This is a genomic window from uncultured Sphingomonas sp. (assembly GCF_936927845.1).
Taxonomy (GTDB): Bacteria; Pseudomonadota; Alphaproteobacteria; order Sphingomonadales; family Sphingomonadaceae; genus Sphingomonas.
The window spans coordinates 182,918-195,131 of the sequence record NZ_CAKZHV010000068.1 but is presented as its reverse complement, the minus strand read 5'-3'; the positions used below and the strand labels follow the sequence as shown (position 1 = coordinate 195,131).

The following is a 12,214-nucleotide window of genomic DNA, read 5'->3' as shown; positions in this document are numbered from 1 at the left end:
ACCTGTGGCTTGCGCATCACCTCGTCAGCAAGGCGGAGAAGACCGGACGCTTACGGCGCAGACGCCGAAGATGCTGTCGCGGGCGGGTTTGCCGGGGTTCTGCTGCTGATCGGTCATGGTGTCTGCTCCGCATCGAGAGAGGCCGCAGCCTCGATACGGAACACTCAGCAGCTATCGTGCCAGATCGCTAAGTGACTGTTATCGCTCCGTAGGTCGTGTCCTCCCGACAAGCGCTCTGCGTCATGCGCCAACATCTGGCGAGCCCCGCCAACTGCTCTCAGCGCAGCTCAGACGAGCAGCCCCATCGCCTCCTGCGCCCGACGCAGCAGCGGTGCGGCGAGGTCGCGTGCGCGCTCGGCCCCGCGTTCCAGGATCGCGTCAATCGCGCCGCGATCGTCGAGCAACCGCGTCATTTCGTCGCGGATCGGCGCGAGCTTGGCCACCGCCAGATCGGCCAGGGCGGGCTTGAACTGTCCGAAACCCTTGCCCGCGAACTCAACCACGACATCCTGCGGCGCCCGATCGGCCAACGCGGCGAAGATCGTCACGAGATTGCGCGCCTCGGCACGCCCGTCCAGCTCCTCCCATGTCCCGGGCAGCAGGTCGGCATCGGTCTTGGCGCGGCGGAACTTGTCCGCGATCACCTCGTCCGGGTCGATCAGCTTGACCACCGACTGCTCCGACGGGTTAGACTTCGACATCTTCGCGCCCGCGTCGCGCAGGCTCATGATGCGCGGTGCCGCTTCGCTGACCAGCGGGGCGGGCAGGGTGAACAACTCGGTCGCGTAATCAGCGTTGAACTTGGTCGCGATGTCGCGCGCGAGCTCCAGATGCTGCTTCTGGTCCTCGCCGACGGGCACGTGCGTCGCGTTGTACAGCAGCACGTCCGCGGCCATCAGCACGGGATAGTCGTACAAGCCGACGCTCGCGCCCTCACGGTTCTTGCCCGCCTTGTCCTTGAACTGCGTCATGCGATTGAGCCAGCCGACGCGCGCGACGTTGTTGAGTAGCCAGGAAAGTTCGCTGTGCTGCGGCACGCGCGCCTGGTTGAACAGGATCGAGCGTTCGGGATCGATCCCCGCCGCCACCAGCGTTGCGGTCATCTCGATCGTGTTCGCGCGCAGCTCTGCGGGTGCGATCCACTCGGTTAGCCCGTGCAGGTCGGCGATGAAATACATCGTCTCACCGCTCTGCGACAGGATCTGATCCTGCATCGCCACCCACTGCTTCACCGCGCCGAGATAATTGCCGAGGTGTAGATTGCCGGTCGGCTTGATGCCGGAGACGACGCGCATGCCGGAAGAATTGTCGGGGTTCATCGGGAAGAGGCTCTGCGGCGAAGAAGGGAACGAAGATCGGCCACGCGGAACGCGCCGGTCGCGAAACAGGCGAGCGCGTAGACGAGCACGCCCGCGCCGACCAGCACCGCGAGCGCCGATCCACGCGTGACGATGCTGCCGGTCAGATAGGGGTCGATCCGCGGCGTGACGAGCAGCAAGGTCGCGCCCATCAGCGCCGCGGCGATCGCGAGCCGCGGCACCTTGCGCCGCACCTGCGTGTCGAGCGTGAAATGCCCGCGTCTGGCGAGGGTCACGTAGAGCGACGCGACGTTGACGGTCGAAGCGAGCGCGGTGGCGAGCGGCGGGCCGACCTGCCCGATCTCATAATGGCCGAGCAGCGGGATCAGGATCAGATTGCCGATCAGGTTGATGCCCACCGACCACAATGCCAGCCGCACCGGCGTCTTGGTGTCCGCACGTGCGTAGAAGCCCGGGGTGAGGACTTTCACCAGCACGTAGCTGGGCAGACCGATCGAGAAGGCTGACAGCGCGAGCGCGGCGCGCGTCGTGTCGGCGGCGTCGAACGCGCCGTGCTGGAACAGCCCGCGCACGATCGGCTCCGCGGCGAACACGAAGGCGGCGGTCGCGGGCAGAGTCAGGAACAGCGCGAGTTCGAGCCCGCGGTTCTGCGTCTCCATCGCCTCCGCCTCGCGTCCCTCGCTCAACAGCCGCGAGACGACGGGAAGCAGGATGGTGCCGAGCCCGATGCCGATCATACCGAGCGGCAACTGGTTGAGCCGGTCGGCATAATAGATCGCCGAGATCGACCCCGCCGACAGCAATCCGCCCGCCAGCGCGGTCGAGATCGCGAGGTTGATCTGCGCCGCGCCCGCGCCCGCGGCTGCGGGGACGATCAGTTTCATCAACCGCTTCACGTCATCGTCGAGCTTGGGAAAGCGCAGCCGCAGCGACACGCCCGCGCGTCGGCACGCCCACATCAGCCACAGGAGCTGGAGCGCGCCGCCCGCGGTCACCGAAATCGCCTGCGCGCGCGCGGTCGCGAACGCACTGTCGCCGTGGAAGAAGAGCAATCCTGCGATCATCGCGACGTTCAACAGGATCGGCGCGGCGGCATTGACCCAGAATTTGTTGAGCGAATTGAGGATGCCGCCGAGTAGCGACACCAGCGAGATCAGCATGAGATAGGGAATGGTACAACGCGACAGACTTACTGCGAAGGCGAAGTCGGTGGGCGAAGGATTCTGCCGTTCGAACCCGCCTGACAATGCCCAGGTGATCGGATAGGCGGCGATCAACATGATCGCAGTGAATGCGACCAGCACCGGGAACAGCAAGGCGAGTGCACGCTCGGCGAAGTCGACCCCGGCCGCCGTACCGCCGCCTTCCGCCACCTTGCGGTTGAACAGCGGGATGAAGGCGGCCGAGAAAGCGCCTTCCGCGAACAACGCGCGGAACATGTTGGGCAGGCGGAACGCGACGAAAAATGCGTCGGACGCGAAACTTGCGCCGACATAGGTCGCCTGCAGCGTGTCGCGCACCAATGCCAACACGCGGCTGGCGAGCGTCAGTCCGCCGACCGAGCCGAGCGCACGGGCCAGGTTCATCGCTTCGTTGCCCCCGGCCCGTCAGGTATCAGGCGTGGCCGACCTGGCCGTCGCCGAACTGGATGCCCTGCTGCTGCGCCTGCTGGAGGAACAGGGCGTTGAAGTCGATCGGCTCGAGCACCAGCGGCGGGAAGCCGCCGTCGCGGATCGCATCCGACACGACGCGGCGCGCGAACGGGAACAGCAGGCGCGGACCCTCGCCCAACAGGAACGGCTGGACGTGCTCGGCGGGGATGTTGCGCAGGCCGAACAACCCGGCGTAGCTCAGCTCGGTGATGAACGCGGTTTGGCCGTTCGACGTCGCGCGGACCTCGATCTTGAGCACGACTTCGTGCACTTCCTCGCCGACCTGGTTCGCGCCGATGTCGAACTGCACGTTGATCTCGGGCGCGGTCTCGTTCTGGTAGATCGCGGGCGCGTTCGGATTTTCGAACGACAAGTCCTTGACATATTGCGAGATGAGGCCGGCCGCGGGGGCCTGATCGGCACCGTTGGCGAACGGGTCCTGACCCTGCATGCCGCCGTTGTCCTGCTCGTCCATGATCCTGTTCCTCGTGACCGAAGGCGCCTGCGCGCCAAATGCCGCGCGCCTAGCAGTGCGATCAGACGGATACAACGTGCCCGCTCGGCGATTTGAAGTTCCGACAGGCTCAGACTATGTTGTGCGTCTGCTGATCGGAGGCCCGGTGTTCTACGTTGTCCTGCTCGCGATGGTCGCCGCGTTTCTGGCGCTTCGCTTATATTCGGTGCTCGGCAAACGCGGCGGGCACGAGCAATCGTTGCCGCGTGCGGCCGAGGAGCGCATCGCCGCTGCGGCGCCCGCGCGCACCGTGGAGAACGTGCCCGACGTGCGCGGCACGACGGTTCGGCCCTTCGACAGCGGTGCCGAGGCGGGCCTGCGCGCGATCGCATCGGCCGAGCCGGGTTTCGACGTCACGCGTTTCGTCGACGGATCGCAGGCGGCGTATCGCATGATCCTGGAAGCATTCTGGCGCGGCGACGAGGACGCGCTCGCCGATCTCGTCGTACCCGACGTGCGTCAGGCGTTCGTAGAGGCGATCGAAGCGCGCCGCGATGCCGGGCACGTGCTCGACAATCGCCTGGTCACGATCGAGCGGGCGACGATCGTGTCGGCGTCGGTCGAGGGACGCCAGGCGCAGATCGCCGTCCGCTTCGATGCCGATATCGCCGCAGTCACGCGTGACACCGAGGGCAATCTCGTCGCCGGATCGCTGAGCGACGCGGTACAGACGCACGACGTCTGGACCTTCACACGGACGCTCAAGAGCGCCGACCCGAACTGGATGCTCGCGGACACCGACGAGGCGTGAGGTACCGCCGGGGGGTAGCCGCGCTGGCGGGTGCGCTGGCGCTGTCGGCGTGCGTCGGCGGAGTCGCGCCGCCGCCGCGTGCGGACACGGGCTCTCTTCCGCCGCCATCGCGCGAGCGGCACCGCGAGCAGCCACAGCGTTACGATGAACCCGGCCCACGTCAGCCGGTCGCCGCCACGCCGATCCTGCCAATTCCGGCAGCGCCGGTTCCGGGAGCACTGACGGCGGCGCAGGCCGGCGTCGTGCGCGGGGTGGACTGGAGCGCGCTGCCGGTATCAACCGAGAACGCATCGGCGGCGTTGCAGGCGTTCCGCACGTCATGCCCCAGCCTCGTTCGCCGCGCCGATCAATCGGGGTTGACCACGCCGACCGACTGGCAGCCGGCCTGTAGTGCCGCGGCAAACACCACGCCCGCACAGGCTGCCGACTTCTTCCGTCGTTATCTCGAGCCCGTACAGGTCGGTGACGGGCGCGCTTATGCGACGGGTTACTACATCCCCGAAATCCGCGGCGCGCGCGAAGAGCGCCCCGGCTACGCGCCGATCTACGCACGGCCTAGCGACCTGATCGACGTCGATCTCGGCGCCTTCTCGACCGACCTGGCGGGCAAGAAGATCAGGGGGCGCGTCGATGGTACGAAGTTCGTGCCCTATTTCGACCGCACCCAGATCGAGGAGGGCGCGCTGAACGGCAGCGCGCGGGTGCTCGGCTACGCGGTCGATCCCGTCGAGTTCTTCTTCCTGCAGGTCCAGGGTTCGGGCAACGTCCGCATGCCCGACGGATCGCTGCTGCGGATCGGCTACGATACGCAGAACGGTCGCGATTATACCGGGATCGGTGCGCTGATGCGCGCGCGCGGGCTGATCGGCCCCAATCAGGCATCGATGCAGGGCGTCGTGCAGTGGTTGCACGACCACCCCGACGAGGGTCGCGCGATCATGCGCGAGAACAAGAGCTTCGTGTTCTTCCGCGTCCTCGACGGCGCGCCGCTCGGCGCGCTCGGCCTGCCGGTGACGGGTGGCGCCACCGTCGCCGCCGATCCGAAGTTCATCCCGCTCGGCGCCCCCGTGCTGTTGTCGATGGACCGCGTTGACGCGAACGGCATCTGGGTGGCGCAGGACACCGGCGGCGCGATCAAGGGCGCGAACCGGTTCGACACCTTCTGGGGTGCCGGCGCGGAGGCGCGCGCGATCGCCGGCGGGATGAGCGCCCGTGGCACCGCGTTCCTGCTCCTGCCGGTCGGGACGGTGGATCGTCTGCGCAGCGGAGGAGCGGCCGGTGGGACGACGCCTAGCCCCTGAAGAAGCGAGCGCCTGGGCACAGGTCCGCGCAACCGTGCGCCCGCTGCGGCCCGCCAAGCCTGCTCCCCTTCCGGTCGTGATCGCCGCCGCGAAGCCTGCGAATGCGAAGGCGGTGGCACCAACGCCCGCGCCGGTGTCACAGCCGGTCCGAGTCGCGGCGCCTGTGCCGCGTACCAGTGCGAACACGCTCGACCGCAGCTGGGATCGCAAGCTGGCGACCGGCATGGTCGCGCCCGACCGGACCATCGACCTGCACGGTCACACACTCGCCTCGGCACACGCGATGCTTGATTGTCAGCTTGATCAGGCGATCAGGCAGGGCGAGCGGATGATCCTGCTCGTGACCGGTCGCCCGCCGCGCAAGGAAAGCGAGCGCCCCCACGCGCGTGGCGCGATCCGCGCCGCCATCGGCGACTGGCTGCAGCTGTCACGTCACGCAGATGCCATCGCCGCGGTTCGCAACGCGCACCCGCGCCACGGTGGCGCGGGGGCCTTGTACGTCATTCTGCGCCGCAGACGCTGACGCGTCAGGCGTCCTCGACCTGATCGAGATACGCGCCGTATCCTTCCGCCTCCATCTGCTCCTTGGGCACGAAGCGGAGCGCGGCCGAATTGATGCAATAGCGCAAGCCACCGCGGTCGCGCGGGCCGTCATCGAACACGTGTCCCAGGTGGCTGTCGCCGCCCGCCGAGCGGACCTCGGTACGCACCATGCCGTGGCTGCGATCGGATAGTTCGTTGACGCGCGCGGGCTCGATCGGCTTGGTGAAGCTCGGCCAGCCGCAATGCGACTCATACTTGTCCGCCGACGCGAACAGCGGCTCACCCGAGACGATGTCGACGTAGATGCCCGCCTTCTTGTTGTAGAGATACTCGCCCGTGCCCGGCCGCTCGGTGCCGCTCTGCTGCGTCACGTAGAATTGCTCGGGCGTCAGCCGCGCGATGGCTTCTTCGGTCTTGGTATAATTGGTCATGGTCGCTCCTTGATGCCTCTGGCCCCGCCCGGGCGTGTTCATGCGCGGAGCGTGTCTGCGACCTGCCGCCGCACCAACTCGCTCGTCGCGCCGAACACCAGGTGCGAGGCGTAGGAATAGAGGTTGGTCGATAGATCGGTATGCCACGGCGCGCTGCCAAGCCCCACCGCGGGCACCGCCGCCTCGTCGAGCAACGTTGCGGTGGCGACGCCGAAGCCGATGCCGTAACCTGCCGTCAGCGACGGGCGGAACTCCGCCGCGATGCCGTAGGCGATGCCGAGCCCGACACCGAGCGCGTAATGGATCGCCTGACCGGCGAGCGGCTTGTCGGCGTCGGCGATCGCGCGTCCGGCCACCTGCTGCGCGATCGCATCGGCGGCCTTCTCGGTCGCGGGTTCGGACTGTTCGCCCTCATCGTTACCGTTGTCGTCGCGGTCGGAAGAAGAGACTGCGGTCACCACCGCCTGGAACCGGTCCATCGCGAACGAGGCGACTGCTCCCGCGATCGCACCCGCGACCACACCGCGCAGCACCTTGGCCACGTCGCTCTCGTCCTGCTCAGCCATGCGCCACTCCTCGACTAACCTATGTTGAGCGGCGAGAACGAGCAATGCTGGTCGAGGTTGCGCTACGCGACAGTTCCGAACGCGCGATCGATCAGGTTGGCGTAGATGCGGGTAAGGGCGCGGAGGTCGTCCACCGCCACTGCCTCGTCGCGCTGGTGCATGGTGGCGTTCAGCAGCCCGAACTCGACCACCGGACAGAGCGCGCGAAGGAAGCGCGCGTCCGAGGTGCCGCCGGTGGTCGACAGCTCTGGCACGAAACCCGTCTCGTCGTGGATCGCGGCCGAGAGCATGGTGGAAAGCGCGCCCGGTTCGGTCAGGAACGCCTCGCCGGATACGCGCGGGGTGACCATCGCGTCGGGTGCGTGGCGGTGCACGATCTCGGTCACCCGCGCCGCAAGCTCGTCGCCATGGTGCTCGTCGTTGAAGCGGATGCTGATGCGCGCCTTCGCCGCGGCCGGGATCACGTTGGTCGCCGGATTACCGACCGTGATATCGGTCACTTCCAGGTTCGATGGCTGGAACCAGGCATTACCCGCATCCAGCACCAGCGCGTCCAGCTCGGCCAGCGCGGCGATCAGCTTGGGGATCGGATTGTCCGCAAGGTGCGGGTAGGCAACGTGGCCCTGTCGCCCGGGCACGTCGATCCAGATGTTGACCGACCCGCGCCGCCCGATCTTGATCGTGTCACCCAGGCGCTTCGCAGAGGTCGGCTCGCCAACCACGCACAGCTCAGGCGCGATCCCGCGCGCGCGCATGCGATCGATCAGCGCCACGGTGCCGAAGGTGGCGGAACCTTCCTCGTCGCCGGTGATGACGAGCGTGATCTGCCCGTCACGCTCATGTCCGCTCGCCGCGGCGACGAACGCGGCGACCGCGCCCTTCATGTCGACTGCGCCGCGCCCGTAGAGCAGGCCGTCGCGTACCTCGCTCTCGAACGCCGGGGTGGTCCAGCCGTCACCCGCGGGCACCACGTCGACGTGGCCGGCGAAGGCGAGATGCGGCGCCCCCGACCCGCGCGTCGCGAGCAGGTTCTCGACCGGCCCGTCCGGCGCCTCCCCGGCGACGAACCGCTCGACCGCGAAGCCGAGCGGCACCAGTGCTGCCTCCAGCACGTCGAACACGGCACCCCGCGCCGGCGTCACGCTCTCCGCGTCGATCAGCGCGCGGGCGAGTTCGACCACGTCGACCGCAGCGGGCGCACTCACGCCGCGGGCTGCTCGAATTGTTCGAGTACCCAATCCTCCGCCTGCGCCCCCGCGATCCAGTCCTGCATGAACGGATGCGACAGCACCGCGGCTATGTAAGCGGCGGCAAAGCGGGGCGCGGGCAGCGAGTAGGTGACGATGCGCGTGCACACGGGCGCGAACATGATGTCGGCCGCGCCGAACTCCCCGAACAGGAAGTCGCCACCACCCCCGAAGCGCGCGCGCGCCTGCGCCCACAATTCCATGATCCGCGACAGGTCCGCGATTACGTCATCGTCGGGGCGCTTGGGGGCGAAGATCTGGCGGATGTTCATGCTGTGCTTGCGGCGAAGCGCGGCGAAGCTCGAATGCATTTCCGCCGCCATCGAGCGCGCCATCGCGCGCGCCGCCTCGTCCTCGGGCCAGAAGCGTTCGCGCCCGACCTTGTCCGACAGGTACTCGACGATCGCCAGGCTGTCCCACACCACCGCGTCGCCGTCCCACAGGATTGGCACCTTGCCCGACGAAGGCGCGAACTCATCGCCTTCGCGGCGCTTGTCCCATTCCTCGTCGTAGAGGGGCACGACGACCTCCTCGAAGGCAAGCCCCGACTGCTTGCACGCGAGCCAGCCGCGCAGCGACCACGACGAATAGGCCTTGTTGCCGATGATGAGCTTCATGGGTGTCAGCGATACGGGTGCGGGCAGGGGACGACAAGCGCCCGCGTGGCGCGCTCCCCGCGGTCAGGCGTTGACGGCTTCCAGCACCGCGGCGCGCAATTCGGGGATGCCCATCCCGCCCTCGCTCGACGTTTGGATGATGTCGGGATGCGCGGCGGCGTGCTTGCGCGCTTCCGCCGCGGTCGCCGCGGTCACGTCGGCGAGGTCGGTTGCCTTGACCTTGTCCGCCTTGGTCAACACCAGCCGGTAGCTGACCGCGGCGCGGTCGAGCATCTCCAGGATCTCGCGATCGACGTCCTTGATGCCGTGGCGGCTGTCGATCAGCACCAATGCACGCTTCAACGCCTGCCGTCCGCGCAGGAAGTCGTTGACCAGGAAACGCCACTTCTTGACCATGTCCTTGGGCGCCTTGGCGAAACCATAGCCCGGCATATCGACCAATCGCAAAGCGAGCGGCTGCCCGACGTCGAAGAAGTTCAGCTCCTGCGTCCGCCCCGGCGTGACGGAGGTGCGCGCCAGCGACTTGCGTCCCGTCAACGCGTTCAGCAGCGACGATTTGCCGACGTTCGAGCGTCCCGCGAACGCGACCTCGGGCACGACGGGCGGAGGCAAAAAGGTGAGCGCGGGCGCCGACTTCAGGAACTCGACCGGTCCTGCAAACAATTTGCGCGCGATCTCGATCTGTTCGTCGTCAAACGCCTCGCCGCCGATGTCGGAGGGGTCGCCGTTCACTTGGCTGCAGCCTGCTTCAGCTGCGGATGCCGGCTGTACAGCCACTTCTGCTGCAGGATCGAGATGCAGTTGGTGGTGATCCAATAGACCTGCAATCCGACCGCGAACGGCGCCATCACGAACATCAGCACCCACGGCATGATCGCGAACACCTGCTTCTGCGCATCGTCCATCGGCGCCGGGTTCAGGCGGAACTGGAAGAACATCGAGATGCCGAGCAGGATCGGCACCACGCCGATCGCGATCACGTGCGGCGGGGTAAAATCGAGCAGGCCGAACAGGTTGACCGGGGTCAACGGATCGGGCGCGGACAGATCCTTGATCCACAGCACGAACGGCTGGTGGCGCATCTCGATCGTCAGCAGCAGCACCTTGTACAGCGCGTAGAAGATCGGGATCTGGATCAGCGTCGGCAGGCAGCCCGCGAGCGGATTGACCTTCTCCGCCTTGTACAGCGCCATGATCTCCTGCTGCTGGCGCTGCTTGTCGTCCTTGTGGCGTTCCTGGATCGCCTTCATCTTGGGCTGGATCGCACGCATCGCGGCCATGCTGCGAAACTGGCGCTGCGCGATCGGGAAGACGAGCAGACGGATCGTCAGCGTCAGCAGGATGATCGCGACGCCGAAATTGCCCACCAGACGGAACAGCAGATCGAGATAATAGAAGATCGGCTTCTCGACCAAGCGGAACCAGCCCCAGTCGAGCGCATAATCGAGCTTCGCCGCGGTACCGTTGTCGGTATATTGATCGAGCAGCTTCACTTCCTTCGCGCCCGCGAAGAAGCGCGTCGTCTGCGATACCTGCGCACCCGGAGCGAGCATCTGCGCCGCACCGGTGAAATCACCCTGATAGGTCTTGCCAGCACCGGCGCGGAACTGCCCGTCGAAGCTGCGCGACTGGTCGGGGATCAGCGCGGTCAGCCAGTATTTGTCGGTGAAGCCCAGCCAGCCGCCCTTGGATGCGAAACGCTGCGGACCCTCGTCGACGTCCTTGAAGTTGGGGCCGTAGTGCGCCGCATTGTCGTACACCGCCATCGGACCGGTGTGGATTGTCCAGCTGTCCGGGTCCTTCGACACGCCGGCGCGGTTGACCAGCGCGTAGCTAGCCACCGGCACCGCCGTCTGGCCCGCGTTCGCCACTGTCTGGCGGATGGTGAACAGATAGTCGTTGTCGATCGACAGATCGATGCGGAAGCGCTGTCCGCGCGCGTTCGCTGCGGTCAGCGTTACCGGACGACCGGGAGCGAGGATGTTGGAGGAAGCGGTCCACACTGCGTCCGACGCAGGCGGCATCAGCCCACCATCGCGCCAGCCGAATTGCGCGAAATACGCCTCGGGTGCGCCCGCGGGCGACAGCAGCCGGATCGGTGCCGAGTTCTTGGCAACCGTTTCCTTGTAATCGGTCAGCACCAGGTCGTCGATCCGCGCGCCGCGCAGGTTGATCGACCCCTGCAGGCGTGGCGTCTGGATGCGCACGCGCGGGCTCTCCGCCAGCACCGCGCGACGGTCGCGCATCGCGGTCGGGCCGTCCGCGGTCGGATCGGCACCGGGCTGCGGCAATGCTTTCGACTTGCCATCGACGATCTTGGTCGCGGGCGGGTTCGCGGTCGGGAAGAACCGGCTCTGCGCCAGCGGCCAGCCGAACAGGATCAGCGCCGCGATCACCGCGAACACGATGAAATTCTTGTTGTCGTTGTTCACTCGGCGCCCCAACTCGTCATCACGGAACCGGATCGGGTCCGTGTCCGCCCCAAGGATGGCAGCGCGCGATCCGCTTAACCGCCAACCATCCGCCCTTGGCCGCTCCATAGCGGCGCAGCGCCTCTATTGCATAGGCCGAACACGACGGCTGGTACCGGCACGACGGCGGCAGCACCACGCTCGGCCCCAATTGCCACGCGCGCGCGACCAGGATCAGCGCGCGCGCAATCATTTCCGCTTGCGGGTGCGAGGGCGCGTGTCGCCCTCCGACGCCTTGGCCGCACGTTCCAGCGCGCGCACCAGATCGTGCTTGAGCGCCGCATGGTCACGCGTCAGCGCAGCGTCGCGCCCGATCAGCACGTGGTCGGCGCCCGCGCATCCCGCGTCGGGCAACACTTCCCGCGCCAGCGCGCGGAAACGTCGCTTGATCCGGTTGCGGACCACCGCATTGCCGACCTTCTTGGTCACGGTGATGCCGATCCGCATCGCGGGATCGCCGTCGCGACGATCCTTGACCAACAAAACGAAGCCGGGCGTCGGCGCCCGACGCCCGGCGTTCGCGGCCAGATACTCCGGCCGTTTCGTCATGCGCCCCGGCGTCACGCGCGGCGTGCCCCGGTCGCTGGAGGTGTAGCTTACGCCGACAGCTTCTTGCGGCCGCGCGCGCGACGCGCCCGGATCACCGCACGGCCGCCGACCGTCGCCATCCGCGAGCGAAAGCCGTGACGGCGTGCACGCACCAGGTTGCTCGGCTGAAAGGTCCGCTTCATCGTTCATGTCCTGAAAAACAAATATCAAGGGGCCACCACACGGGCAGCCCCAACGCTGCGCCGCTTACGGA

At 67.3% G+C, this 12,214-nt stretch carries 15 protein-coding genes; 3 read left to right on the top strand and 12 right to left on the bottom strand.

Going from position 1 to position 12,214, the window contains the following annotated elements:
• Positions 1 to 287 precede the first annotated feature (287 nt).
• The 3 genes from trpS to secB are packed head-to-tail and all read right to left on the bottom strand — an operon-like array spanning position 288 to position 3,446.
• Positions 288 to 1,295 carry a tryptophan--tRNA ligase gene (gene trpS, locus Q0579_RS16870; protein WP_298814603.1) on the bottom strand — a complete coding sequence of 336 codons (1,008 nt, stop codon included), beginning with the start codon at positions 1,293 to 1,295 and terminating at the stop codon, positions 288 to 290.
• A 20-nt stretch (positions 1,296 to 1,315) separates the two neighbouring features.
• Complete coding sequence (gene murJ, locus Q0579_RS16865) at positions 1,316 to 2,905, bottom strand: murein biosynthesis integral membrane protein MurJ (RefSeq protein WP_298814542.1); 1,590 nt, start codon at positions 2,903 to 2,905, stop codon at positions 1,316 to 1,318.
• Between the two features lie 28 nt (positions 2,906 to 2,933).
• A complete protein-coding gene (gene secB, locus Q0579_RS16860; protein ID WP_298814539.1) occupies positions 2,934 to 3,446 on the bottom strand; it encodes a protein-export chaperone SecB in 513 nt (170 codons plus the stop codon).
• A gap of 145 nt (positions 3,447 to 3,591) precedes the next feature.
• Here secB and Q0579_RS16855 point away from each other — a divergent pair, with 145 nt between their 5' ends.
• The 3 genes from Q0579_RS16855 to Q0579_RS16845 are packed head-to-tail and all read left to right on the top strand — an operon-like array spanning position 3,592 to position 6,060.
• Entirely contained in the window at positions 3,592 to 4,236 is a 645-nt protein-coding gene (locus Q0579_RS16855) for a Tim44/TimA family putative adaptor protein (RefSeq protein WP_298814536.1), read from the top strand.
• The gene (locus Q0579_RS16850) at positions 4,233 to 5,537 is read left to right on the top strand and encodes an MltA domain-containing protein (RefSeq protein ID WP_298814534.1); all 1,305 of its coding nucleotides are present in this window, start codon (positions 4,233 to 4,235) and stop codon (positions 5,535 to 5,537) included. The genes Q0579_RS16855 and Q0579_RS16850 overlap by 4 nt, the downstream gene beginning before the upstream one ends.
• Entirely contained in the window at positions 5,515 to 6,060 is a 546-nt protein-coding gene (locus tag Q0579_RS16845; protein ID WP_298814531.1) for a Smr/MutS family protein, read from the top strand. The genes Q0579_RS16850 and Q0579_RS16845 overlap by 23 nt, the downstream gene beginning before the upstream one ends.
• Positions 6,061 to 6,064: 4 nt before the next feature.
• Here the strand turns inward: Q0579_RS16845 and msrB are convergent, their stop codons facing one another.
• The 9 genes from msrB to rpmH form a co-directional block, all read right to left on the bottom strand.
• Positions 6,065 to 6,511, bottom strand: a complete 447-nt coding sequence (msrB, locus tag Q0579_RS16840) for a peptide-methionine (R)-S-oxide reductase MsrB (RefSeq protein WP_298814528.1) — start codon at positions 6,509 to 6,511, stop codon at positions 6,065 to 6,067.
• Between the two features lie 38 nt (positions 6,512 to 6,549).
• On the bottom strand, positions 6,550 to 7,077 hold the full coding sequence (locus tag Q0579_RS16835) for a DUF1440 domain-containing protein (RefSeq protein WP_298814523.1): 528 nt from the start codon (positions 7,075 to 7,077) through the stop codon (positions 6,550 to 6,552).
• 62 nt (positions 7,078 to 7,139) lie between these two features.
• On the bottom strand, positions 7,140 to 8,282 hold the full coding sequence (dapE, locus tag Q0579_RS16830) for a succinyl-diaminopimelate desuccinylase (protein WP_298814519.1): 1,143 nt from the start codon (positions 8,280 to 8,282) through the stop codon (positions 7,140 to 7,142).
• Positions 8,279 to 8,941, bottom strand: coding sequence for a glutathione S-transferase (locus Q0579_RS16825; RefSeq protein WP_298814516.1), 663 nt, complete (start codon positions 8,939 to 8,941; stop codon positions 8,279 to 8,281). The genes dapE and Q0579_RS16825 overlap by 4 nt, the downstream gene beginning before the upstream one ends.
• A 63-nt stretch (positions 8,942 to 9,004) precedes the next feature.
• Positions 9,005 to 9,673, bottom strand: coding sequence for a ribosome biogenesis GTP-binding protein YihA/YsxC (gene yihA / locus Q0579_RS16820; RefSeq protein ID WP_298814513.1), 669 nt, complete (start codon positions 9,671 to 9,673; stop codon positions 9,005 to 9,007).
• Entirely contained in the window at positions 9,670 to 11,373 is a 1,704-nt protein-coding gene (gene yidC, locus Q0579_RS16815; protein ID WP_298814510.1) for a membrane protein insertase YidC, read from the bottom strand. Before yidC ends, yihA begins: the two co-directional genes overlap by 4 nt.
• A 19-nt stretch (positions 11,374 to 11,392) precedes the next feature.
• Positions 11,393 to 11,605, bottom strand: coding sequence for a membrane protein insertion efficiency factor YidD (yidD, locus tag Q0579_RS16810; RefSeq protein WP_298814507.1), 213 nt, complete (start codon positions 11,603 to 11,605; stop codon positions 11,393 to 11,395).
• On the bottom strand, positions 11,602 to 11,961 hold the full coding sequence (rnpA, locus tag Q0579_RS16805) for a ribonuclease P protein component (RefSeq protein ID WP_298814504.1): 360 nt from the start codon (positions 11,959 to 11,961) through the stop codon (positions 11,602 to 11,604). The genes yidD and rnpA overlap by 4 nt, the downstream gene beginning before the upstream one ends.
• Before the next feature lie 47 nt (positions 11,962 to 12,008).
• Complete coding sequence (rpmH, locus tag Q0579_RS16800) at positions 12,009 to 12,143, bottom strand: 50S ribosomal protein L34 (protein ID WP_017978410.1); 135 nt, start codon at positions 12,141 to 12,143, stop codon at positions 12,009 to 12,011.
• Positions 12,144 to 12,214: the final 71 nt, after the last annotated feature.

Excerpts from the sequence above, each read along its gene's own strand:
- trpS (WP_298814603.1), bottom strand. The coding sequence starts at position 1,295 with ATGCGCGTCGTCTCCGGCATCAAGCCGACCGGCAATCTACACCTCGGC.
- murJ (WP_298814542.1), bottom strand. The coding sequence starts at position 2,905 with ATGAACCTGGCCCGTGCGCTCGGCTCGGTCGGCGGACTGACGCTCGCC.
- secB (WP_298814539.1), bottom strand. The coding sequence starts at position 3,446 with ATGGACGAGCAGGACAACGGCGGCATGCAGGGTCAGGACCCGTTCGCC.
- msrB (WP_298814528.1), bottom strand. The coding sequence starts at position 6,511 with ATGACCAATTATACCAAGACCGAAGAAGCCATCGCGCGGCTGACGCCC.
- Q0579_RS16835 (WP_298814523.1), bottom strand. The coding sequence starts at position 7,077 with ATGGCTGAGCAGGACGAGAGCGACGTGGCCAAGGTGCTGCGCGGTGTG.
- Q0579_RS16825 (WP_298814516.1), bottom strand. The coding sequence starts at position 8,941 with ATGAAGCTCATCATCGGCAACAAGGCCTATTCGTCGTGGTCGCTGCGC.
- yidD (WP_298814507.1), bottom strand. The coding sequence starts at position 11,605 with ATGATTGCGCGCGCGCTGATCCTGGTCGCGCGCGCGTGGCAATTGGGG.
- rnpA (WP_298814504.1), bottom strand. The coding sequence starts at position 11,961 with ATGACGAAACGGCCGGAGTATCTGGCCGCGAACGCCGGGCGTCGGGCG.
- rpmH (WP_017978410.1), bottom strand. The coding sequence starts at position 12,143 with ATGAAGCGGACCTTTCAGCCGAGCAACCTGGTGCGTGCACGCCGTCAC.